The organism is Caenispirillum bisanense (assembly GCF_900230255.1).
GTDB lineage: Bacteria > Pseudomonadota > Alphaproteobacteria > Rhodospirillales > Rhodospirillaceae > Caenispirillum > Caenispirillum bisanense_A.
This window is the reverse complement of sequence record NZ_OCNJ01000002.1, coordinates 1-21,837: the sequence shown is the minus strand read 5'-3', so window position 1 is coordinate 21,837 and position 21,837 is coordinate 1. Positions and strand designations below refer to the sequence as shown.

At 68.5% G+C, this 21,837-nt stretch carries 28 protein-coding genes, 2 tRNA genes and 1 pseudogene; 25 read left to right on the top strand and 6 right to left on the bottom strand.

The window, feature by feature from the left end:
• Positions 1–131: 131 nt before the first annotated feature.
• Positions 132–485 carry a winged helix-turn-helix transcriptional regulator gene (locus tag CRP50_RS04535; protein WP_097277820.1) on the top strand — a complete coding sequence of 118 codons (354 nt, stop codon included), beginning with the start codon at positions 132–134 and terminating at the stop codon, positions 483–485.
• Positions 486–495: 10 nt separating this feature from the next.
• Here the strand turns inward: CRP50_RS04535 and CRP50_RS04530 are convergent, their stop codons facing one another.
• The 3 genes from CRP50_RS04530 to CRP50_RS04525 all read right to left on the bottom strand — a co-directional run bounded on the left by CRP50_RS04530 (position 496) and on the right by CRP50_RS04525 (position 1,262).
• Complete coding sequence (locus CRP50_RS04530; protein ID WP_245913366.1) at positions 496–900, bottom strand: aldo/keto reductase; 405 nt, start codon at positions 898–900, stop codon at positions 496–498.
• Between the two features lie 92 nt (positions 901–992).
• Positions 993–1,178, bottom strand: coding sequence for a hypothetical protein (locus CRP50_RS25960; RefSeq protein WP_245913365.1), 186 nt, complete (start codon positions 1,176–1,178; stop codon positions 993–995).
• Positions 1,179–1,186: 8 nt separating this feature from the next.
• A tRNA-Ala gene (locus CRP50_RS04525) sits at positions 1,187–1,262 on the bottom strand.
• Positions 1,263–1,426: 164 nt separating this feature from the next.
• Between CRP50_RS04525 and CRP50_RS04520 the strand changes: the two genes are divergently transcribed.
• The 8 genes from CRP50_RS04520 to CRP50_RS04485 all read left to right on the top strand — a co-directional run bounded on the left by CRP50_RS04520 (position 1,427) and on the right by CRP50_RS04485 (position 7,571).
• The gene (locus tag CRP50_RS04520) at positions 1,427–1,723 is read left to right on the top strand and encodes a YggT family protein (RefSeq protein WP_097277819.1); all 297 of its coding nucleotides are present in this window, start codon (positions 1,427–1,429) and stop codon (positions 1,721–1,723) included.
• A gap of 11 nt (positions 1,724–1,734) precedes the next feature.
• Positions 1,735–2,073 carry a DUF167 domain-containing protein gene (locus CRP50_RS04515; protein WP_097277818.1) on the top strand — a complete coding sequence of 113 codons (339 nt, stop codon included), beginning with the start codon at positions 1,735–1,737 and terminating at the stop codon, positions 2,071–2,073.
• The gene (locus CRP50_RS04510; protein ID WP_176525026.1) at positions 2,066–2,968 is read left to right on the top strand and encodes a bifunctional 5,10-methylenetetrahydrofolate dehydrogenase/5,10-methenyltetrahydrofolate cyclohydrolase; all 903 of its coding nucleotides are present in this window, start codon (positions 2,066–2,068) and stop codon (positions 2,966–2,968) included. The genes CRP50_RS04515 and CRP50_RS04510 overlap by 8 nt, the downstream gene beginning before the upstream one ends.
• Positions 2,969–3,091: 123 nt before the next feature.
• Positions 3,092–4,042 (top strand): DMT family transporter, encoded by a 951-nt coding sequence (locus CRP50_RS04505; RefSeq protein ID WP_176525025.1) that lies wholly within the window; start codon positions 3,092–3,094, stop codon positions 4,040–4,042.
• A 130-nt stretch (positions 4,043–4,172) separates the two neighbouring features.
• Entirely contained in the window at positions 4,173–4,934 is a 762-nt protein-coding gene (locus CRP50_RS04500) for an SDR family NAD(P)-dependent oxidoreductase (protein WP_097277815.1), read from the top strand.
• Between the two features lie 304 nt (positions 4,935–5,238).
• Positions 5,239–6,291: an OmpA family protein gene (locus tag CRP50_RS04495; protein ID WP_097277814.1), complete on the top strand. Its 1,053-nt coding sequence runs from the start codon at positions 5,239–5,241 to the stop codon at positions 6,289–6,291.
• Positions 6,292–6,450: 159 nt separating this feature from the next.
• Positions 6,451–6,996, top strand: coding sequence for an NUDIX hydrolase (locus CRP50_RS04490; RefSeq protein WP_097277813.1), 546 nt, complete (start codon positions 6,451–6,453; stop codon positions 6,994–6,996).
• Between the two features lie 80 nt (positions 6,997–7,076).
• Entirely contained in the window at positions 7,077–7,571 is a 495-nt protein-coding gene (locus tag CRP50_RS04485) for a hypothetical protein (RefSeq protein WP_097277812.1), read from the top strand.
• Here CRP50_RS04485 and CRP50_RS04480 read toward each other — a convergent pair.
• On the bottom strand, positions 7,564–8,190 hold the full coding sequence (locus CRP50_RS04480; protein WP_245913364.1) for a ferredoxin: 627 nt from the start codon (positions 8,188–8,190) through the stop codon (positions 7,564–7,566). The two genes, CRP50_RS04485 and CRP50_RS04480, sit on opposite strands and share 8 nt — an antisense overlap.
• 88 nt (positions 8,191–8,278) lie before the next feature.
• On the opposite strand from CRP50_RS04480, the gene CRP50_RS04475 reads away from it, so the two are divergent.
• Positions 8,279–10,075, top strand: a complete 1,797-nt coding sequence (locus CRP50_RS04475; protein WP_176525024.1) for a hypothetical protein — start codon at positions 8,279–8,281, stop codon at positions 10,073–10,075.
• 115 nt (positions 10,076–10,190) lie between these two features.
• Here the strand turns inward: CRP50_RS04475 and CRP50_RS04470 are convergent, their stop codons facing one another.
• Positions 10,191–10,409, bottom strand: a complete 219-nt coding sequence (locus CRP50_RS04470; protein ID WP_097277810.1) for a DUF3072 domain-containing protein — start codon at positions 10,407–10,409, stop codon at positions 10,191–10,193.
• 258 nt (positions 10,410–10,667) lie between these two features.
• Here CRP50_RS04470 and ffh point away from each other — a divergent pair, with 258 nt between their 5' ends.
• The 12 genes from ffh to CRP50_RS04410 all read left to right on the top strand — a co-directional run bounded on the left by ffh (position 10,668) and on the right by CRP50_RS04410 (position 20,309).
• Entirely contained in the window at positions 10,668–12,200 is a 1,533-nt protein-coding gene (ffh, locus tag CRP50_RS04465; RefSeq protein ID WP_097277809.1) for a signal recognition particle protein, read from the top strand.
• A 121-nt stretch (positions 12,201–12,321) separates the two neighbouring features.
• Positions 12,322–12,717, top strand: a complete 396-nt coding sequence (gene rpsP / locus CRP50_RS04460; RefSeq protein ID WP_097277808.1) for a 30S ribosomal protein S16 — start codon at positions 12,322–12,324, stop codon at positions 12,715–12,717.
• 45 nt (positions 12,718–12,762) lie between these two features.
• Positions 12,763–13,380 carry a ribosome maturation factor RimM gene (gene rimM, locus CRP50_RS04455; RefSeq protein WP_097277807.1) on the top strand — a complete coding sequence of 206 codons (618 nt, stop codon included), beginning with the start codon at positions 12,763–12,765 and terminating at the stop codon, positions 13,378–13,380.
• Positions 13,377–14,120, top strand: a complete 744-nt coding sequence (gene trmD, locus CRP50_RS04450) for a tRNA (guanosine(37)-N1)-methyltransferase TrmD (RefSeq protein WP_097277806.1) — start codon at positions 13,377–13,379, stop codon at positions 14,118–14,120. Before rimM ends, trmD begins: the two co-directional genes overlap by 4 nt.
• Positions 14,117–14,545, top strand: a complete 429-nt coding sequence (rplS, locus tag CRP50_RS04445) for a 50S ribosomal protein L19 (RefSeq protein ID WP_097277805.1) — start codon at positions 14,117–14,119, stop codon at positions 14,543–14,545. Before trmD ends, rplS begins: the two co-directional genes overlap by 4 nt.
• A gap of 172 nt (positions 14,546–14,717) precedes the next feature.
• Positions 14,718–16,145, top strand: a complete 1,428-nt coding sequence (gene leuC, locus CRP50_RS04440) for a 3-isopropylmalate dehydratase large subunit (protein WP_097277804.1) — start codon at positions 14,718–14,720, stop codon at positions 16,143–16,145.
• Between the two features lie 172 nt (positions 16,146–16,317).
• Positions 16,318–16,608, top strand: a complete 291-nt coding sequence (locus CRP50_RS04435) for a hypothetical protein (RefSeq protein ID WP_097277803.1) — start codon at positions 16,318–16,320, stop codon at positions 16,606–16,608.
• Between the two features lie 7 nt (positions 16,609–16,615).
• Positions 16,616–17,245 (top strand): 3-isopropylmalate dehydratase small subunit, encoded by a 630-nt coding sequence (gene leuD, locus CRP50_RS04430; RefSeq protein ID WP_097277802.1) that lies wholly within the window; start codon positions 16,616–16,618, stop codon positions 17,243–17,245.
• Positions 17,246–17,370: 125 nt separating this feature from the next.
• Positions 17,371–18,489: a 3-isopropylmalate dehydrogenase gene (leuB, locus tag CRP50_RS04425; RefSeq protein ID WP_097277801.1), complete on the top strand. Its 1,119-nt coding sequence runs from the start codon at positions 17,371–17,373 to the stop codon at positions 18,487–18,489.
• Positions 18,490–18,624: 135 nt separating this feature from the next.
• Positions 18,625–18,700, top strand: a tRNA-Ala gene (locus tag CRP50_RS04420).
• A 335-nt stretch (positions 18,701–19,035) separates the two neighbouring features.
• A complete protein-coding gene (locus tag CRP50_RS04415; RefSeq protein ID WP_176525023.1) occupies positions 19,036–19,968 on the top strand; it encodes a helix-turn-helix domain-containing protein in 933 nt (310 codons plus the stop codon).
• A complete protein-coding gene (locus tag CRP50_RS04410; protein WP_097277799.1) occupies positions 19,965–20,309 on the top strand; it encodes a hypothetical protein in 345 nt (114 codons plus the stop codon). The genes CRP50_RS04415 and CRP50_RS04410 overlap by 4 nt, the downstream gene beginning before the upstream one ends.
• A 17-nt stretch (positions 20,310–20,326) precedes the next feature.
• Here CRP50_RS04410 and CRP50_RS04405 read toward each other — a convergent pair whose 3' ends face one another.
• Positions 20,327–20,587, bottom strand: coding sequence for a helix-turn-helix domain-containing protein (locus tag CRP50_RS04405; RefSeq protein WP_176525022.1), 261 nt, complete (start codon positions 20,585–20,587; stop codon positions 20,327–20,329).
• A gap of 84 nt (positions 20,588–20,671) precedes the next feature.
• Between CRP50_RS04405 and CRP50_RS04400 the strand changes: the two genes are divergently transcribed.
• From CRP50_RS04400 to CRP50_RS26455, 3 genes and pseudogenes are all read left to right on the top strand, one after another.
• Positions 20,672–20,938, top strand: a complete 267-nt coding sequence (locus CRP50_RS04400) for a hypothetical protein (protein WP_097277798.1) — start codon at positions 20,672–20,674, stop codon at positions 20,936–20,938.
• 2 nt (positions 20,939–20,940) lie between these two features.
• A complete protein-coding gene (locus CRP50_RS04395; protein WP_097277797.1) occupies positions 20,941–21,561 on the top strand; it encodes a hypothetical protein in 621 nt (206 codons plus the stop codon).
• A gap of 86 nt (positions 21,562–21,647) precedes the next feature.
• A pseudogene (locus CRP50_RS26455) lies at positions 21,648–21,837 on the top strand (IS21 family transposase); the annotation flags it as partial.

Sequence of the window (21,837 nt, the reverse complement as noted above, 5' to 3'; positions counted from 1 at the left end):
AACCGTATATGAGAATCGGATCCATAGCGTGCGGTCCTGAAGGTTCGGAGGGTGGGCTGCGCAGCCACCCGACCTTCGGGGACACGGCCTTGGAAGTAAATTACGCACCTTTTCGTAACCATGAGCGCGCCATGAAAGACCTGGTCTCCCGCTGCCCTATCGAAGAGGTGATGCAGGTCCTGAGTGGCCGCTGGCCGACGCTGCTCATCTACTATCTGCAGGACGGCACCAAGCGGTTCGGCGACTTGCGCCGCGACAATCCGACCATCTCCCACAAGATGCTGACGGTGGAACTGCGGAAGCTCGTCGACGCGGGCATCGTGCAGCGGACCGAGTTCGAGGGCTATCCCCTGCGCGTCGAGTACGACCTCACGCCGGAAGGCCGCAAGCTGGTGCCGCTCATCGACGCCCTGGCCGACTGGTGGGACGCGACTGACGGCGTTCGGCGCCCGGCGGGCGCCGCCGTCGACCGCGTCTCCACCTGACGACGGGCCGTCACACGGCGGGCGGCGAAAGGCGCGCGAAGCCCGGCTGGCGGTAGTAGGGGAAGTGGGGATAGGCCGGCGTCACCGCGCTCGCCGCGTCCAGGCGTGCCACCTGGTCGGGCGTCAGCTTCCAGCCGACGGCGCCCAGGTTCTGGCGCAACTGCTCCTCCGTGCGGGCGCCGATGATGACCGATGACACTGTCGGGCGGCGCAGCAGCCAGTTGATGGCGATCTGCGGCACGCTGCGCCCGGTTTCCGCCGCGATCTCATCCAGGGCGTCGACCACGCGATAGAGATGCTCCTCGGCCACCGGCGGTGCGAACTGCTCGGTGGCGTGCAGGCAGCTGCCCTCCGGCACGGGCTGGCCGCGGCGAATGCGGCCGGTGAGGCGCCCCCCCAGCCGAGCGGGCTCCACACCAGGGCACCGAGACCCTGGTCGCGGGCCAGCGGCATCAACTCCCACTCGTAGTCGCGGCCGAGCAGTGAGAAGGACATCTGGTGCGCCACCTAGCGGGTGCGGTCGCGGTGGTCGGCGGCGGCCAGCGACTTCATCACCTGCCAGCCGGAGAAGTTCGACACGCCGACGTAGCGCAGCTTGCCGAGGGACTCGAACCCGTCGCACCAGAGGTGCGCACTGCCCAGGGCAGGGGTTCGAAAGCGAAAAACCCGCCGTCTTACGACAGCGGGTTTCACCGGAATTCTGGTGGAGCTGAGGGGAATCGAACCCCTGACCTCTGCAGTGCGATTGCAGCGCTCTCCCATCTGAGCTACAGCCCCGGTGGGCGCGGATATTCGTTGGAAGGGCCCCGCCTGTCAAGCACTTCCTCGGAAAAATAACATGGCCCCGCAGACCGCCCGGAACGGTCGCGCGGCCTTGCGCGAACTGCCCCCAGGCCTTACGTTTTTCGCGAGCATTTCCAACGCGGAGCGGTTGCACGTCCATGGATGTCGTTCTCGGGCCCCTGCTGCAGGTCGTGAGCATCGCGCTCAATCTCTATCTCTGGGCGCTCATCATCTCGGCGGTGATGAGCTGGCTCGTGGCGTTCAACGTGATCAACACGCACAACCGTGTCGTCTACATGATCGGCGACTTCCTGCACCGCATCACGGAACCGGCCCTGCGGCCCATCCGCTCGGTGGTGCCGGTGATGGGCGGCGTCGATCTGTCGCCCATGGTGCTGATCCTGATCATCATCTTCCTGCAGGGCGTCATCGGCCGCCTCGCCTTCTCCCTCTGAGCCGGTCCGCCGTGACCGCCGCCGCCCCCGCCGGCTTGCCGTTCGAGCCCGTCGCCGGGGGGCTGCGGCTGTTCGTGCGGCTGACGCCGAAAGCGTCGCGCACCGCCGTCCAGGGCATTGCACCCGATGCCGACGGCGGCCATGTCCTGAAGGTGGCGGTCACCGCCGTGCCGGAGAACGGCAAGGCCAACGAGGCGTTGATCAAGCTGCTGGCCAAGGAGTGGCGGCTGCCGAAATCGGCCTTCACCCTGGTCTCCGGCGCCACCGACCGGCGCAAGACGCTGCTGGTGGCCGGCGATGCCGCCGCGCTGGCGGACCACTTGGGCGAAAGGATGCGGAGCCATGGCTAAGGCGATCCTGCTCGACGGCCGCGAGGACGCCGACGACCTGCGCGACCGGGTGGCCGAGCGCGTCCGCGCCCTGCGCGACAGCCGCAAGCTGCGCCCCGGCCTCGCCCTGATCCGCATCGGCGACAAGGGCGAGACCAAGCCCATGCTCGACGAGCGCGAGCGCTGGGCGCGCGACGCCGGGTTCCAGGTCAACCGCCACGACATGCCCGCCGAGACGACCACCGAGGAACTGCTGCTGGTGGTGGAAGGCATCAACGACGACAGCGCCATCAACGGCGTCGTCATCCTGGAGCCGGCGCCGAAGCAGATCGACATGGGCCGGGTGCGCCGCGCCGTGCTGCCGGTGAAGGACGTCGACGGCCAGCACCCGCTCAACGCCGGCGAGCTGATGACCGGCGGTGTCGGGCTGGTGCCGTCCATCCCGCTCGCCGTGCGCGCGGTGCTGCGCAACCACCACGGCCGCGGCCTCGCCGGCATGACCGCCGCCGTGCTCGGCCGCTGCGCCACCGTCGGGGCGCCGGTCGCCCAGCTGCTCATCGCCGCCGACTGCACCGTGACCGTCGCGCACTCGCAGACGCGCGACCCCAAGGCCGTGGCACGCGCCGCCGACATCGTGGTCTGCGCCGTCAACCGGGCGGAGGCGGTGCGGTCCGACTGGATCCAGGCCGGCGCCACCGTCATCGACACCGGCCGCCACCGCCTGCAGCAGTCCGGCTCCGAACCCCGGCTGGTGGGTGATTGCCGGCGCGAGGAGATCCTCGGCGTCGCCGGCGCCTTCGCCGACCGCTTCGGCGCCGTCGGGCCGCTCGGCATCGCCATGCTGCTGCGCAACACCCTGCTGGCCTGCTGCCGCCAGCACCGCATCGACCTGAAGGTGGCCGACTGCGGCGTCTGAGCCGCCGCGCTCCTGCGCGCACCCTCTTGTCCGATGGCGAGGCCCCGCATCGCAGAGTGGCACTGGTGCGCCGGCGGCAAAGCCCCCATGCTCGGCTTTGCCTTCCGCCGTTCCGGACCCGCCATGCCCGCCCTTCTCGACAGCCTGCGCCGGCCCTTCGACACCCTGGCGGAGCGCCTGTCCGACAACGTGCGCGGCGTGCTGTGGATGGTCTGCGGCTCGGTCGGCTTCGGGCTCATGGGCGCCGGCATCAAGCTGGCCGGCGGCGCCGGGCTGCACGCCTTCGAGGTCGCCTTCTTCCGCTGCCTGTTCGGCCTCGTGGTGCTGCTGCCCTTCGTGATGCGGGAAGGCCTGCGCCCGCTGCTGGCGACGCAGCGGCCGGGGCTGCACACCCTGCGGGCGCTGTTCGGCTCGGCCACCATGCTGTGCATCTTCTACGCCATCACCCACATGGAGCTGGCGGCGGCGACGGCGCTGGCCTACGCCCGGCCGCTGTTCCTCATCGTGCTGGCGGTGCTGTTCCTCGGCGAGGCGGTACGCTGGCGCCGCTGGGCGGCCACCGCCTGCGGCTTCCTGGGCGTGCTGATGATCCTGCGGCCCGATGCCGGCGACCTCAACGCCGCCGCCTGGGCGGCGGTGGCGGCGGCCTTCCTCATGGCCTGCGTCATCACCCTCATCAAGCGCATGTCGGCGACGGAGCGGCCGCTGACCATGCTGCTGTGGTTCTCCATCGCGTCCGTGCTGGTGACCGGCGTCGCCGCCGCGCCCTACTGGACCATGCCCGATGCGCGGCAGCTGGGCGTGCTGGCCTTCGTCGGACTGGTCGGCACCGCCGCGCAATACTGCGTGCTGCGCGCCTACCGCCTGGCGGAAGCGACCATCGTGGTGCCTTTCGACTACTTCCAGATCCCCATCGCCTGGGGCCTCGGCTACATGATGTTCGCCGAGCAGCCGAGCTGGCTCACCCTGGCGGGGGCGGCGGTGATCGCCTGCTCCACCCTCTACATCCTGCTGCGCGAGGCGAGGCTGAAGAAGGACCCGCCGGTGCCCTCGGCCACCGACACGCCGGCCTGAGCGGGCGGAGCCTCCGACGCCGGTCCCGGGCGGACGGAACCCCCACGCCGCACGCGGCTTCCGGCTGCGGGGCGAATCTGGTATGCAATCCGCCTTCGCTTTAAGCGCAAAACTCATCGGGAGGAATACAATGAACGTGAAGGGGCAGGCCGCCGTCGTCACCGGAGCCGCTTCGGGTCTCGGCCGCGCCACCGCCACGGCGCTGGCCGCCGCCGGCGCCAAGGTCACGCTGCTCGACCTCAACGCCGACAAGCTGGCCGCCGTCGCCGAGGAGATCGGCGGGCTCGCCGCCGCCTGCGACGTCACCGACGCCGCCTCGGTGAAGGAGGCCATCGCCAAGGGCCGCGAGGCGCACGGCCCGGCCCGCATCGCCGTCAACTGCGCCGGCGTCGTCCACGGTGCCCGCATCGTCGGCAAGGAAGGCGCCATGGACCTGGGCGCCTTCTCGCGCGTCATTCAGATCAACCTGATCGGCACCTTCAACGTCATGAGCCAGGCGGCCGCCGACATGCTCGCCCTGGATCCGCTGGAGGACGGCGAGCGCGGCGTCATCGTCAACACCACCTCGGTCGCCGCCTTCGAGGGCCAGTTCGGCCAGGCCGCCTATTCGGCGTCCAAGGGCGGCGTCGCGTCGCTGACCCTGCCGGCGGCGCGCGAGTTCGCGCCCAAGGGCGTGCGCGTCATGTGCATCGCGCCGGGCATCTTCGAGACGCCGATGTTCGGCGGCCTGCCGCAGGACGTGCTGGACGCCCTGCTGGCCAAGACGCTCTACCCGAAGCGCCTCGGCAAGCCCGAGGAATACGCCGAGCTGGTGCTGTCCATCTGCGGCAACCGCATGCTGAACGGCACGGTCATCCGCCTCGACGGCGCCATCCGCCTCGAGCCGCGCTGATCCGGGGCGACCGCCACGGCAGTCCTGCGACAGGGGCGTCGGCGACGGCGCCCCTTCTTCTTTCGGTGTAGTCCCGGCCGCCCGTTCGGCGTATTTTCGCCACGAAGCTGTTGCACCGCGGCAACATCACCCGGGAAAACGCGATCGGGCCCCGCCGCAGCGGCCTTCAGAACCGTTCCAGTCCTTGATTTGCGCCGTGTTTCAGGCACACCCTTGGCTCCAGAACATTGCGCCCTTGTGGCCGCCACACCTTTCCCCTGTGGCCGCCACGACACAACGGGATGATAGAAGGAAGGTCCGCGTCATGAAGCGTTCCCTCGCCCTCGCGGTCAGCGCCATCGCGCTCGCTGCCGCCGCCGGCACCCCCGCCCTCGCCCAGTCCGAGGGCCCGTACGTCGCCCTCGGCGCCGGCCTCGTGATTCCCGAGGACTCCGACCTCGACGGCCCGACCGCCGCCACCAGCGGCGAAGTCGAGTTCGACAACGGCTGGGCCGCCATGATCGCCGGCGGTTACGCCTGGGGTAACGGCCTGCGTACGGAACTCGAGTTCTCGTACCGCGACACCGGCGTCGACGGCATCACCACGCCGGGCGCCGTGAACGGCGCCGGCTCGGCCAACGCGCTCGCCACCATGGCCAACGTGCTGTACGACTTCGACTTCGGCATCGGCCTGAAGCCCTACCTGGGCGCCGGTATCGGTCTGGCCCGCGTCGAGGCGGAAAACTGGCGCAACAGCGCCGGCGCCATCACCGACGACGGCGACATCTCCTGGGCGTGGCAGGGCATCGCCGGTGCCGCCTACGGCATCAGCGACAACGTCGACCTGACGCTGGACTACCGCTACTTCAGCGCCCCGGACCTGGAACTGAGCGGCGCCACCGCCGGCACCAGCTACGACTCCGAATACCAGAACCACACCGTCATGCTCGGCGTGCGCTACACCTTCGGTGCCCCGCCGGCCCCGCCGCCGCCGGCCGCCGCGCCGGCCCCGGCGCCGCAGCCCGAGCCGGTGGCCCAGCGCCCGGCCCCGCGTGACTACCTGGTGTTCTTCGAGTTCGACCGCGCCAACCTGACCCCGGAAGCGCAGTCGGTCCTCAATCAGGCCGCCTCCACCGCCTCCAACAACCGTCCGGCGGTGATCAACGTCACCGGTCACACCGACCGCGCCGGCAGCGACCAGTACAACGAGCGCCTGTCCATGCGCCGCGCCGAAGCCGTCGCCGCCTACCTGGAAAGCCAGGGCGTGCCGCGTTCGGCCATGGCGCTCGACGCCGAGGGCGAGTCGCAGCCGCTGGTCCCGACCGCCGACGGTGCGCGCGAGCCGCAGAACCGTCGCGTGATGATCCGCATCCAGTAATCCGGATGTGGTGGGTCGCTTCGGCGGCCTCCTTCAGAGCAGGAAACGGCGTCGGAGCGATCCGGCGCCGTTTTCCTTTGCGCCGCACACGGGGCCTTGCCCCCGGCGGGAGGGGCGCGCACATTGAAGCCCATGACCGGCAGCGAACGGACCCCCTCCATGAGCGACCTGACCGACGCGCCGCGCGGCCCCGTGGTGGAGCGCGTGCCCGCCGGCGACGAACGGCTGCGCCTGGTGTGCGACGACTGCGGCTTCATCGCTTACGAGAACCCCAAGATCATCGTCGGCGCCGTCGTCACCCACGGCGACCGCTACCTGCTGGCCCGCCGCGCCATCGAGCCGCGCAAGGGCTTCTGGACCATCCCGGCCGGCTTCATGGAACTGAACGAGACGGCCGAGGCCGGCGCCGCCCGCGAGGTGTGGGAGGAAGCGCGGGCGCGGGTGACGGTGGGGCCGCTGCTCGGCGTCTACAGCCTGACCCACATCAGCCAGGTGCACCTCATCTATCGCGCCGAAATGATCGACGCCGACCACGCCGCCGGCCCCGAGAGCCTGGAGGTGGCGCTGCTGACGTGGGACGAGATCCCGTGGGACGACCTGGCCTTTCCCTCGGTGGTCTGGGCGCTGGAGGCGCAGCGCCGCAGCGTCGGCCGCAGCGACTTCGCGCCCGAGGGGGCACCGGAGCGGCCGCACCGGCCGGAATGACCGCGCCGCACGCCTTTCCCGCGTGCCATACACCTTTGCACAGCTTGGCGGACGTGACCGAAGGTCGTAGACCGGAGGTCATGCTGAAGCAGAGCGTCATCGACTCGATGATCCCGCCGCTGCGGGACCTCTACGCCCTGTGGCAGGCCCTCGGCTGGGACCAGGGGCTGCCGCTGGTCGCCGACGTGCTGCGCGTCGACCTCGCCCGCTGGCGTCCCAACGCCGTCATCATCGAGCGGCGCGACGGCACCTACTGGTACCGCTGGTACGGGCCGGCGCTGCGGGCGGCCTTCAAGACCGACCTCACCGGCCTCGCGCTCGACAGCATCCCGGAAAGCACCCTGCCGGCCGGGCAGCGCCAACTCATCGAGTACGAGTTCGCCACGGCGACGGAGCGTCGCAGCCCGGTGTGGCGCAGCTACAAGGCGCAGTTCGGCGGCGAGGACCAGGTCTGGCAGCGCCTGGTGCTGCCGGCGGCCCCGGCGGAGGGCGAGCCGGTCAGCCTCATCCTCATCGTGGCGGCCAAGGTGGAAACGCCGCCGGTGACCGTGAAGCGCATCCCCACCTTCAGCTGAGCCCGGCGAAGGCCGCCATGTGGAAGGCCGCCTGCCCGGGCGCGTAAGCCTCGCCCACCGGACAGGCATGGCGCGCCAGGCACCCACCCGCACGGCAGGCCTCCCCCGCCGCCGACCGCACATGCGCCCGGCAGGCGGCGACATCGTAGCCGCCGGCGGTGAAGGCGCCGACCGGACAGGCGCTCAGGCAGGGTTTGGCGTCGCAGGAGTCGCAGGGATGCGGCGCGGGCGCGGACTCCGGTAGCGGCAGCCGTGCGTCGAACAGCAGCGCGGCGCGATAGGCGTGCCACAGGCCGAAGACGGGATGCATCAGCACGCCCACAGGCGACGGCTTCAACCCCTCCGCCGCCATGGCCCAGCGCTGGAACGGGTGGTAGGGCGGCCCCTCGAACGGAAACACCACCCGCGCGCCCACCGCGGCGGCGACGGGCTCCATCACCCGCCGCGTCCAGGCATCCAACTCGTGCGGCCGGTCTTCGGCACGGCGAGCGCGGGCAAAGGCCTGCCACAGGCCCGGCCCGGCGTTCCCCACCAGCACGACGGTGCCGCCTTCGGGCGGGTGCAGGGCACCGCGGAGAAGGAGGCCGTGGGGGTGGATGTAGTTATCTATAGCTTTCATGGTCAGACTGCATTGCTGGTTGCATAATGTCATTATCATGCTTTATAGAGGTGCGCTCGCGACGAAAGCGCATAAATGGGGGCGGGGCATGACTGAAGCCGATCAGATAAAGTTCGAGGCGCTGAGCCTTCTGGAATGCCTGAAGGAGCCACACCGAAAGATCGTGTCGACGCTGGAGGACGATCAACGGCTTCGGGTCGTCTGCTACCACATGAAAGACCGTCTCAAGCGTCCCAATCGGATCGTCGAAAAAGTTCTGGAGCGTCGCCGGGCCGGCCGCCCCGAGTATTCGGTGGACCATATCACCGACGCCTGCGGTTTTCGCCTTATCGCATTGTTCCAGAGCGACGTCGCTGCGGCTCTGCGGCAACTCCTGCACTATGTGGGCGACCACGCCGACGCCCTGTTTCCGACTGTGCGGGAGATCAGGTTCTACGGTTCGCGCCCCGTATCGGACCCGCTATCGATTGAGCTGGAGGTCGAGAAGGTCGTGGACGAGTGCGACCTGCGCCAGATCTATGCACGAGAGACCAAGGCGTCGCTCTACTCATCCGTCCACATCGTCATGGACCTGAACGTCGCCGACGACAACGGCGTCTCTCGGGTGGTGGGCATCGAATTCCAGGTCCGCAGCGCCTTCGAAGAGGTGTGGGGCGAGATTGACCACAAACTGCGCTACGGGCCCAACCGGGGTGCCATCGACTCAACGTCGTGGGACAAGCACCTGAACGCGCTCAAGGCCCTCACCGACGGCCTGATCCAGTACGTCGAGGTCATCCGCGGTCAGGCCATGGCCGGCGCCGATTCCGGAGCGCCAAGCAACGATACCAAGCCCATCGAGACGACCGACACGGTGTTGAGCCGCTTGGCCAGGATCAGGGGGATGCCGAATGCCTTTGCGGAGCGCCTTCGGGAGGCGTTCAAGGTGCGCGACACCGCGAAGACATTGGTCAAGGGAGCAGAGCGCATCCCGCACTTCAAAGACGGCATCAAGCGGTTCCGAATGCTCCTCGATGAAGTCGAGGGCGGCACGAGCTGGATGCACGCCGCCTCACGGGCAGACGTCCAGGAACTGCGGTACTGGCTGCGTCTCGAGCTCGCCTTCTGCCTCATGCACGGCGACGGCGGCGGCGAGGAAAGCCGGCAGAACCTGGACGAGGCCGACCAGATTTACGCTGGCATCGAGCAGGAACTCGCGACCGATGCGGTCTCCCGTTTCCGCCGTGCTCAGGTCCTGCGCCGCAAGAACCGGTTCGGCGACAGTGTCGACCGTTACCGGGCGGCATTAGCCGTCATAGACTCCGACCCGAGGATCGACCAGGACCACTGGATCCACGCGGCGCTGCACCGGCACCTGGGCTTTGCCCTGTACATGGTTGCCGTGGAGGAGCGGAAGGAACCGGAAACGAACCTCAAGCTCGCGATCGAGTGCACCTCCAAGGCCCTGACCATGCCCATGGATGTCCGGGACCGGCAGCTCTGCCTCAACAATCTGGCGTACTACTGCTGGGAGGCACGCGAGCGAGGCTACTCTGACATAAATATCGACGAAGATGACTTCCGCCGTCATGTCGCCGACCTCCGGGCGCTGGTGGATCAGGATCCGCCGTTCCAGGCCCATACTAGCTACGACACGCTTTGCCGCTGCTATAACTCTCTAGGAGAGAGGGCGGATGCAGTTGCCATGGCGCAGCGGTCGCGCGCCATTCTGCAGGAAGCGGTGTGCGCGCGGGCCGGAGTACCAGAAGATACCCCGCCCTTGAGGATCACCGGATACGCACACACTTACCTCTCGGCAGACGAGATGGACGCCTGGCTCTATGCCATGGAAGTCCTTGCACCACCAGTGTCACCACTGGTACCATCAACCCCGAATCCCCGCTAAAGGAACCGCCATATGCTTCGCAAGCCCTCACCCGGTCCCGTGAACGCCTGAAACGGCGGACTCCAGTCAAGAAGCGGCGCCCGACTCGGGCGCCGCTTCTTCTTTGGGCAGCGCCTCACTGCCCCCGGCCTGTCTTCGTCCGCAGCGCCTCGATCCGTTCGGCGGCGTGGGCCTTGGTGAGGGTGTCGTCGAACGGCTCCCCCGCTTCCTCGCTCAGGGTCTTCAGGTAGCTCTTCTGGGCGCCGGTCATGGGTTCGTCGCCGGTCACCCAGTCCTCCGGGTCCTTTTCCAGGTTGGAGGTCTGGCGATCGTCTGCGACCTTGGGGTTCGTCATGGCGGATGACCTCGTGGCTGTTCCTGCTGCGTTCCGAAGCAACGGACGCCCGCCGCCGCCGGTTCCCCGCCTCTTCGCCCGCAGGTTCCCTTGACTCCGGCGCGTGGAGGGCCTATTACACCGTCACCTTCGCCCCAAGGGTGGAGTGTGTCTTCACGCTGCTTCGGGCTTCGGCTCCCGAGGGGGCACGCCAGTCCGCGAGGGTTCGCGCACTGGCGCGATACTGCTTTGGTCGACGCGACTTCATAAAGGGTTCGCATGTTCGAAAGTCTGTCCAGCCGGCTCGGCACCGTCTTCGACAAGCTCCGCGGCCGCGGTGCGCTGTCGGAGGCCGACGTCTCGGAGGCCATGCGCGAGGTGCGCATCGCCCTCCTCGAGGCCGACGTCGCCCTGCCGGTGGTCAAGGACTTCGTCGCCAAGGTGAAGGAGCGCGCCGTCGGTCAGGAGGTGATCAAGTCGATCACCCCGGGCCAGATGGTCGTCAAGATCGTCCACGACGTGCTGGTCGACACCCTGGGTGCCGACGACGAGGACAGCGCCATCAACCTGCGCGCCGCCCCGCCGGTGCCGATCCTCATGGTCGGCCTGCAGGGCTCGGGCAAGACCACCACCTCGGGCAAGCTCGCGCTGCGCCTGCGCACCCGCGAGCGCAAGAAGGTGATGGTCGCCTCGCTCGACGTCTACCGCCCGGCGGCGCAGAAGCAGCTGGAAGTGGTCGCCGGTCAGGCCGAAGTGGTCAGCCTGCCCATCGTTCCCGGCCAGATGCCGGTGGAGATCGCCCGCCGCGCCATGGACGAGGCGCGCCGCGGCGGCTTCGACGTGGTCATCCTCGACACCGCCGGCCGCCTGCACATCGACCAGGAGCTGATGGACGAGGTCGCCCAGGTGCGCGACGCCGTCCGCCCGGCCGAGACGCTGCTCGTCACCGACGCCATGATCGGCCAGGACGCCGTCAACCTGGCGCGCGAGTTCAACGAGAAGATCGGCATCACCGGCATCGTGCTGACCCGCGTCGACGGCGACGCCCGCGGCGGTGCGGCGCTGTCCATGCGCGCCATCACCGGCAAGCCCATCAAGCTGCTCGGCATGGGCGAGAAGCTGGACCAGCTGGAAGGCTTCCACGCCGACCGCATCGCCGGCCGCATCCTGGGCATGGGCGACGTGGTCAGCCTGGTCGAGAAAGCCGCCGCCACCTTCGAGGCCGAAGAGGCCGAGAAGATGGCGGCCAAGCTGCTCGACGGCAAGTTCGACATGGACGACATGCTCTCGCAGCTGCGCCAGATCCAGAAGATGGGCGACATCAAGGGCATCCTCGGCATGCTGCCGGGCATCGGCAAGATGCAGAAGCAGCTCGATGCCGCCAAGATCGACGACAAGATGATCAAGCGCCAGGAAGCGATCATCCTGTCCATGACGAAGAAGGAGCGCCGCACGCCGGAGCTTCTGAAGGCCAGCCGCAAGAAGCGCGTGGCGGAAGGCTCCGGCACCACGGTGCAGGAGGTCAACAAGCTGCTGAAACAGCATCAGCAGATGGCCGACGTCATGAAGCGCATGAAGAAGATGGGCGGCAAGAAGGGCCTGATGGGCGCCATGTCGAAGATGTTCGGCGGCGCCATGCCGCCGGCCGGCATGCAGGGCGCGCTGCCGCCGGAGATGCTGCAGGGCATGGGCGGCGGCAAGGCCAAGGGCGGCCAGGGCGGCATGCCGGACCTGGCGCAGCTCGGCAAGGGCATGCCCGGCGGGCTGCCTCCCGACCTGCTGAAGGCCATGAACAAGGGCCGCAAGAAATGACGGCGCGGCGGCGGTCGTGGTCCGGGTTCGGACCGCGCCGCCGCCGTGCCTCCGCGAACCGGTGCGGGAGCCTCTCCCGTGCCATTGGTCAATGTCTGTTAGTGAACCTGGAGACCGGTAAATGTCCCTGAAGATTCGCCTGTCGCGTGGCGGTGCCAAGAAGCGTCCGTTCTACCGCATCGTCGTCGCCGACGCCCGCGCCCCGCGCGATGGCCGCTTCATCGAGAAGCTGGGCACCTACAACCCGATCCTGCCGACCGAGCACGGCGACCGTCTGGTCCTGAAGACCGAGCGCGTCCAGTACTGGATCGCCAGCGGCGCCCAGCCGACCGACCGCTTGCGCAAGCTGCTGTCGCAGGCCGGCCTGGTCGAGGCCGCCGCCGTGCCCGAGCAGACCAAGAAGAACCAGCCGAAGGCGAAGGCGCAGGAGCGTCTGCGCGAGGCCGCCGAGAAGGCCGCCGCCGCCGCTGCCGCCGCCGAACAGGCTGCCGGTGGCGAGGCCGCGTCCGCCGAGTAATCGGTGGGCACCGCTCGTACTTCCCAGCCGACTCCGGGACCGGCCATGGCCGCGCAAGGTGATGGGGCTGTCGATCGGGTGCTGGTGGGCGTCGTCGTCGGCGCCCACGGTATCCGTGGCGACGTCAAGGTGAAGAGCTTCACCGGCGAACCCGAAGGCGTGGCCGCTTACGGCCCCGTCCAGACGGAGAGCGGGCAGCGCACCTTCTCCCTGCGCGTCAAGGGCATGGCCAAGGGCACGGTGATCTGCGCCGTCAAGGGCGTCGCCGACCGCAACGCGGCGGAAGCGCTCAAGGGCACCCGCCTCTATCTGCCGCGCACGGCCCTGCCGCCGCAGCAGCTGGAGGACGACGAGTACTACCACGCCGACCTGGTCGGGCTGACGGTCGAGATGGCCGACGGCTCCGGCACGGTGGGCACGGTGGCCGCGGTCTACGACTTCGGCGCCGGCGACATCCTGGAGGTGACGCCGGTCGACGGGGGCCTGACCCACAAGCCGGTGCTGGTGCCCTTCACCCGCGCCGTGGTGCCGGTGGTGGACATCGCCGCCCGGCGCCTCGTCATCGACCCGCCGGCCGGGCTGATCGACGAGTCGCGGCCCGAAGACCACCGCGAGGCCTCCGACGGCGCGGCCGAGGCCGACACCGACGAGGACGAGGCATGAGCGACGCGGCGGAGCCCCGCACGCCCTTCCGGGCCGTGGTGCTGACGCTGTTCCCGGAGATGTTTCCGGGGCCGCTCGGCCACTCCCTCGCCGGCAAGGCGCAGGCCGACGGCCTGTGGTCGTTGGAAACGGTGGACATCCGGGCTTTCGCGCGCGATAAACACCGCACCGTCGACGACACGCCGTTCGGGGGTGGGGCCGGTATGGTCATGCGTCCCGACGTGGTGGACGCCGCCATCGCAGGCTCGTACCCCGGCGAGGGGCCGATCGTCTACCTGACCCCGCGGGGCCGGGTGCTCGATCAGCCGCTGGTGAAGGACCTGGCGCGTGAACCGGCGGTGACCGTTCTCTGCGGCCGCTACGAAGGGGTCGACCAGCGTGTGCTGGAGGCCCGCGGCGTGCTGGAGATCAGCATCGGCGACTTCGTGCTGTCGGGCGGCGAAGCGGCGGCCATCGTCCTCCTGGACGCGGTCGTGCGCATGCTCCCCGGCGTGGTCGGCAAGACCGAGTCGCTGGAGCACGAGAGTTTCGAGACCGGGCTTCTGGAACATCCGCTCTATACGCGGCCCCAGGAGTGGAACGGCATCCCGGTGCCGGAGGTCTTGATGAGCGGGCATCACGCCCGCATAGACGCCTGGCGTCGGGACCAGGCGGAGGACATCACCCGGCAGCGTCGCCCGGACCTGTGGTCCCGCTACGTCGCTGCCCAGAAGCAAGAGCAAGAGGGTCGATCCCAATGAACATCATCGAACAGCTCGAAAAAGAGCAGGTCGCCAAGCTCACCCCCGAGCACGGCATTCCCGAATTCTCCCCCGGCGACACCGTGCGCGTCCACGTGAAGGTCGTGGAAGGCAACCGCGAGCGTACCCAGGCCTACGAAGGCATGTGCATCGCCCGCAAGAACGCCGGCATCAACAGCTCGTTCACCGTCCGCAAGATCTCCTTCGGCGAAGGCGTCGAGCGCGTGTTCCCGCTGTACTCCCCGGCGCTGGAGCGCATCGAGGTGGTGCGCCGCGGTAAGGTTCGCCGCGCGAAGCTGTACTACCTGCGCGACCGTCGCGGCCGTTCGGCCCGTATCGTCGAGGACACCCAGGCGACCATCAAGGCGAAGGCGCACGAGCGCCAGGTCGACCAGGACCTCCGCGCCAAGAAGACCGAGGGCTGAGAAGCCCGCCAGCGGCTGCCGTCGTGAATCGCGACGGCAGCCGTTCCGTATCACCGGGCGCGTCCGGTCCGACTCCGTTGGACAGGCGCGCCCGGTTTTCATATGCTCCGCTCGCTTTTCCGCCCCGGCGGAAATCACAGCGTTCAGACTCTCACATTGGAGTGGATCGGAGATGGCCGAGCCCCGCACCCTCTTCGACAAGATCTGGCAGTCCCACCTGGTGGACGTGCAGGACGACGGCACCTGCCTGATCTATATCGACCGCCACATGGTGCACGAGGTCACCAGCCCGCAGGCCTTCGAAGGCCTCCGCACGGCCGGTCGCCAGGTCCGCCGGCCGCAGAACACGCTGGCCGTCGCCGACCACAACGTGCCGACCACCGACCGCTCCAAGGGCATCGCCGACGAGGAGAGCCGCATCCAGGTGGAGACGCTGGAGAAGAACGCCGCCGATTTCGGCGTGCCGTACTTCCCCATGACCGACATCCGCCAGGGCGTGGTGCACATCGTCGGGCCGGAGCAGGGCTTCACCCTGCCGGGCGCCACCATCGTCTGCGGTGACAGCCACACCGCCACCCACGGCGCCTTCGGTGCGCTGGCCTTCGGCATCGGCACCTCGGAGGTCGAGCACGTGCTCGCCACCCAGACGCTGCTGCAGAGCCCGGCCAAGAACATGCGCGTGACCGTGACGGGCCGGGTCGGCCCCGGCGTCACCGCCAAGGACATCGTGCTGGCGATCATCGGTCGCCTCGGCACCGCCGGCGGCACCGGCTACGTGGTGGAATACGCCGGCGACGCCATCCAGGCGCTGTCCATGGAAGGCCGCATGACGGTCTGCAACATGACCATTGAGGCGGGCGCTCGCGCCGGCCTGATCGCGCCGGACGAGACCACCTTCGAATACCTCAAGGGCCGCCCCATGGCGCCCAAGGGCGCCGCGTGGGAGGCCGCCGTCTCCTACTGGAAGACCCTGAAGACCGACGCCGGTGCGACGTTCGACGTCGAGATCGAGATCGACGCCGCCGCCATCGAGCCGCACGTCACCTGGGGCACCAGCCCGGAAGACGTGGCGCCCATCAGCGCCGTCATCCCGCAGCCCGCCAGCTTCAAGGACCCGGCCAAGCAGAAGGCCGCCGCCCGCTCGCTGGAATACATGGGCCTGCAGGCCGGCGTGCCGCTGGAAGAGGTGGCCATCGACCGCGTCTTCATCGGCTCGTGCACCAACGGCCGCATCGAGGACCTGCGCGCCGCCGCCGAGATCGCCAAGGGCCGCAAGGTGGCCGCCGGCGTCTCCGCCATGGTGGTGCCGGGCTCCGGCCTCGTGAAGGAACAGGCCGAGGCCGAGGGCCTTGACGAAATCTTCATCGCCGCCGGGTTCGAATGGCGCGAGCCGGGGTGCTCCATGTGCCTCGCCATGAACGCCGACAAGCTGGCGCCGGGCGAGCGTTGCGCCTCGACCTCGAACCGCAACTTCGAAGGCCGTCAGGGCCGCGGCGGACGCACCCACCTGTGCAGCCCCGCCATGGCCGCCGCCGCCGCCGTCACCGGCCGCCTGACCGACGTGCGCAAGCTGCCGGCGGTGGACGCCGTTCCGGCCTGACCTTCGCCCCCGCCGCTTCAGGACCGCCGAAGACGCGGCCGGGCGACGGGGGCAAACCCTGCCACGGCGCGCCTGCGCCGCGCGGCCCCCGCCGCGGGAGCCAGGGGCGCGGAGCGCCCGCCCGGCGCCCGAGGGCGCCGGTGAAAAATTGAGAGAGAGAAGGGTACCTGCCATGGCCAAGGCCGCGATGGCGCCGCTGTTCGTGGATCCGACGGCTCGCTTCGTCAACGACCTCATCACCTCGGAGATCGAGGTGTCGGAAAAGCTGCTGAGCCGCGTGTGGCCGGCCTTTTCCGCCGCCGACCTGCTGTTCGACGAGGCCGCCAACGAGGACGATGCCGACGACGAGTTCGCCGCCTGCGACGGCGATGACGACGACGTCGAGATCGAATTCGAGGCCGACGAGGACGAGGACGGTTTCTTCGCCGACCTCGCGTCCTGGTCGCCGCGCAAGAAGGGATGATCGTGCGATGGAAAAGTTCACCAAGCTGACCGGCGTCGCCGCGCCGCTGCCGATGATCAATGTCGACACCGACATGATCATCCCCAAGCAGTTCCTGAAGACCATCAAGCGGACGGGTCTCGGCAAGAACCTGTTCTTCGAGATGCGCTACGACGACGCCGGCGCCGAGATCGCCGACTTCGTGCTGAACAAGCCGGCCTACCGCAACGCCAAGATCCTGGTGGCGGGCGACAACTTCGGCTGCGGCTCGTCGCGCGAGCATGCCCCCTGGGCGCTGCTCGACTTCGGCTTCCGCTGCGTCATCGCGCCGAGCTTCGCCGACATCTTCTACAACAACTGCTTCAAGAACGGCACCCTGCCGATCCGCCTGCCGCAGGAGCAGGTGGAAAAGCTGCTGGACGACGCCAGCCGCGGCGCCAACGCCACCGTGACCGTCGACCTGGAGAAGCAGGAGATCACCGGCCCCGACGGCGGCGTCATCCGCTTCGACATCGACCCGTTCCGCAAGCACTGCCTGCTGGAAGGCCTGGACGACATCGGCCTGACCCTCCAGAAGGACGCCAAGATCACCGCCTTCGAGGACAAGCTGACCCGCGAAGCGCCGTGGTCGGTGCCGGCCGCCAACACGGCGGCCTGATGCGGCTCTGATCGCAGGAAGGGGGCTTTGCGCGGCGGAGCCCCCTTTTTCATGCCGGGGCCGTCCGTACGCCCCCTCCCGCGCCCCGAAGACCAAGACTGTCCGTGAGAGAGAGAACGAACACCATGGCTGACACGAAGAAGGTTCTCGTCCTGCCCGGCGACGGCATCGGCCCGGAAGTGATGCCGCAGGTGGTGCGCGTCATGCAGTGGCTGGAGAAGGCCGGCAAGGCCAAGTTCGAGCTGACCGAAGGCCTCATCGGCGGCGCCGCCATCGACGCCACCGGCGGCCCGCTGCCGGTCGACACGCTGGAGAAGGCCAAGGCGGCCGACGCCGTGCTGCTGGGCGCGGTCGGCGGCCCCAAGTGGGACGACCTGCCCTTCGACATCAAGCCGGAACGCGGCCTGCTCGGCATCCGCAAGGAACTGGGCCTGTTCGCCAACCTGCGCCCCGCCGTGGTGTTCGACGCGCTGGCCGAGGCCTCGACGCTCAAGCTCGAGGTGGTCAAGGGCCTCGACATCATGATCGTGCGCGAGCTGACCGGCGGCATCTACTTCGGCCAGCCGCGCGGCATCGAGACGCTGCCCGACGGAACCCGCAAGGGCGTCAACTCGCTGGTCTACACGACGCCGGAGATCACCCGCATCGGCCGCGTCGCCATGGACCTCGCCATGAAGCGCGGCAAGCGCGTCTGCTCGGTCGACAAGGCCAACGTGCTGGAATGCACGGTGCTGTGGCGCGAGGAGATGATCAAGCTGCAGAAGGAAGAGTACCCGGAGATCGAGCTGTCGCACATGTACGTCGACAACGCCTCCATGCAGCTGGTGCGCAACCCCAAGCAGTTCGACGTGGTGGTCACGACCAACATGTTCGGTGACATCCTGTCCGACTGCGCCGCCATGCTGACCGGCTCGCTCGGCATGCTGCCGTCGGCCTCGCTGGGTGCGGCCGACGCCACCACCGGCAAGCGCTATGCGCTGTACGAGCCGGTGCACGGCTCGGCGCCGGACATTGCCGGCCAGAACCTGGCGAACCCGCTGGCGACCATCCTGTCGTTCACCATGATGCTGCGCTACAGCTTCGACATGATGGCCGAGGCCGACCTGATCGAGCAGGCGATCCAGGTGGTGCTGAACAAGGGCATCCGCACCGGCGACATCATGCAGCCGGGCGCGACGCGCGTCGGCACCAAGGAAATGGGCGACGCCCTGCTCGCCGAAATGGACGCGCTGGCCGCCGCGTAAGGGGCCGTTCCGGGGCTGCGGCGGCCTTGTGAAAAGGCCGTCGCAAACCCTTCATTTTTCGCTTGATTCGGGCGCGGCGCTTCCTTATGTTCCGCCCACCTTCCGCCGGTGATCCCAACGATCCGGTGGCACGACGGGGCTGTAGCTCAGTTGGGAGAGCGCTACAATGGCATTGTAGAGGTCAGGGGTTCGATTCCCCTCAGCTCCACCACCCCTTTAACTACCCTGATTCCAGCGGCGCCGAAATGATACGGCGCCGCTCGGTGGGCTGACAAGCCCTCGATTCGGGTAGGGATGAAAAAACTCAGCACAAGCCGATAACGAAAAAGCGACCCGTCTGCAAACGGGTCGCTTTTCGTGGTGCGCCGAAGCGCTAAAGAAGAGATGCAACAGACCTCTTTCTTAGCGGATACCGGTGCGCCCGTCAACGCTGTCTTAGGATGGCGATGATCTTGTGCGGCCAAGTTCCTGCCCCGGAGGTCATGAATGACTGTACGGGCATTGCAATGCGCCCCCACAGGGGCGAGCCGGAGCAGGTCGCCGGGAGTGGCGAATCGCTCCGATACCTTTCCAGATCTTGAGGCATCGGCGCGCGGCGCCAGCGCCCCCGGTGTCACGACGGCATCGGTGACCGGCCTGGTTCTACGCGGCGTGAAGGTGCTGACGCCGGCGCTGACGCCTGCAGCGGTCCACCTTCTGGCGCTGCTGGTCGAGCACGTCCACGGCGACGACAGATGGCGACGCGGCAGGCTGCGAGTGGTGCCGAGCAACGCCCGGTTGGCGGCGATGATGGGGACCTGCGAGCGCGGCATCCGGCGCCTGCTGAGCCTGCTGGAGGCCAACCACTGGATCGTCCGCCGCTACACCGCCAGCAACCGCCGCAGCCGCCCCGAGGCGGGGATCGACCTGGCGCCCGTGGCGGCGCGGCTGGCCGACCTGCGAGAGGCCGTCGAGTGGGTGGCGGAAGAGGGGCGTGAAGCCCGGCGCCAGGCCGATGCCGAGCGTGACGACGCCGGTACCGGCAGCCGGACACCTGAGTCCGGCATGGAGGACATTTCCGTCCGCCTGAAATCCTACAGTGGAAATCCCAAGCCTACGGCTTCTGTACAGCGCGCCGAAGCTGGTGCCGGCGGCGAGCTGGTGAGCCTCATGCTCCATGCCTCACCGCGTCTCCAGGGGCTTCTCTCGCCCCACGACCTGATCGACCTGCAACGCCCACGACCACCAGGGCCGGCTTTGAACCGGCTGACGGCGGCCGTGGGCGCTTTCGTGCGCGAGCTGGGGCTGTCCAGCGGGATCTGGACCGAGGCTCTTGCTCGGCATGGATGGGCTGCGCTGGCCGCCGCCGTGGTGGTGATGGAACGACAGGGGGTGAAGCGCCGGGCCGGCTATCTGTGCTCCATGCTCCGCCATCCCAAGCTGGCTGAGACCGTGTGCCACAGCCTGCGGCGCTTGGTCGACAAAGGATGTGGAGCATGACCAAGCGACAGCCCCCCATTCCGCCCGTCGTCGATCAGCCCCGGTGGACGCGCGACAACGCCGAGGCTGCCCGCTGCTCCGGCCTTCAGGTCAACACGCTGGCCGTCCGCGAGCATCAGGCGCTGCTGGTGAGCCGGGGACAGCGGCCGTTGTCGCTGGACGAGATCGCGCAGATCCACGGGCCAGCTGCCGCCGAGGCAGAAGCCGCTCGGCAAGCGCGGCAGAGTGTCGCGCCCAGGGGCGCGCCGACGGGACGACAGGAAAAGGCGGTGCGCACCGTCGTCGTCGACGGGCGGCGCTGGAAGGTCACTATCGAGGCTGAGGACGGGGGAGAAGGCTGATGATGCGCCCTCGCTCCTCAGGCTCCAGCTTTCAGACGCACGCCGGCGCCGCCCTCAGGGCTCGGCTGTCCCTCTGGGATGAAAACAATGCCGGCGGCCTCCAGCGCGCCCTGGATGTCGGCCAACGTCCGCGCATACGGCTGGCGCTTCCCTGCCTCAAAGTCAGCCAACGTAGCAGCCCCCACCTTGGCGCGCTCGGCCAGTTGTTGACGGGTCCAACCGAGCATGGCGCGAGCACCCAGGCACTGCGCGGGCGTAATGGATATTTCGTCCGACATGAGATAAAAGACCTTGCTTCAGATGTCTTATGTGAGATATATTATCTGACATCAGGACGCTATTCAAGCAAGGGAGGTCTCCCTATGTCATCCACCGCCACCATCATCAATCTGCAGGCTGCCCGCGCGGCTCGCGGCCTGCCGGTGGCTCCACCGGCAGAAACCCCGGCCACTTATCAAGTCGGCCAGCCGGTGACGGTGCTGGGGCGCCCCATTCGCTACGGCTGGGTGGTCGGCATCAGCCGTTGCCCCCTCACAGGAACCCTCTCCTACACCATCCAGACGCCCCACGGCCGCATCGTCTGCCGTGAGATGGCGCTGAGCGGCTCCGCCGCCGAACGGGAGGTCTGACCATGAAGCTCTTCGCTTACCGTAACGATGTCCGCCCCCAGCGCGGTCAGGTGAACCACCGCATCGCCCTCAGCTTCCAGAGCCTGTCTCCCGAACTGGCCGACCGCCTCATCGCCGCCGCCGAGGCCAGAGAGGCCCTGCAGGTGGTCCCCACCTACACCCCCGCCACGAGAAACTGGGAGACGGCGTCGTTCTCCCTGGAGATCGTCACCGGCGACGGCCTCTGCCTCTGCGCGACGGACACCCTGCCGGTTATCGACAAGGCCGCCCGGCCGGCCAAGGAGGGCGAGATCCTGTCGCCGGAGGAGATTGACGCGCACTCGCGTTGGATCGTTGAGAATGCGGACATTCGCATCAGCGGGGCGCACTTCGAGCCGATCCGGGACGACAGGTGGCACTTTGGCAAGCAGGTGCGCGACGGCTTCATCGTCGTCGACCTGAAAGGGCCACTGTTCCGACCCTTCCACCCGCAGCGGCAACAGGGTAAGGCGACCCATCCGGTGTTCCAGGGCGGCCGGTTCCATGGGTACGCCGGCACCGAGATCGGCGCCGACCGCGCCCTCGTATCCAGCGACGATTACGATGGCCGCTCTGCCGACGACTACGATGTCCGCATGGGGTGACCGTAGGGCGGGCGTAGCCCGGCCGGAGGTCACCCCATGCGGTGCGCGGTCTTCATAGACCCCGCCGACGGCCGTGATGGGAGACACTGTGCGGAACTCAACTGCCAAGACGAGAACCGCCGGTGCCTGGAACCCACATCACGGACCATCAGGTGAGACTTTACATGAAGCACCGAGGACAACACACGCAGCACGTCGCGGCCGCCAAGGCCGGGTTCAGCGAGAGGACGGCCCGGCGGATCGACAGGGACCCGCGCCTTCCGTCCCAGAAACGGG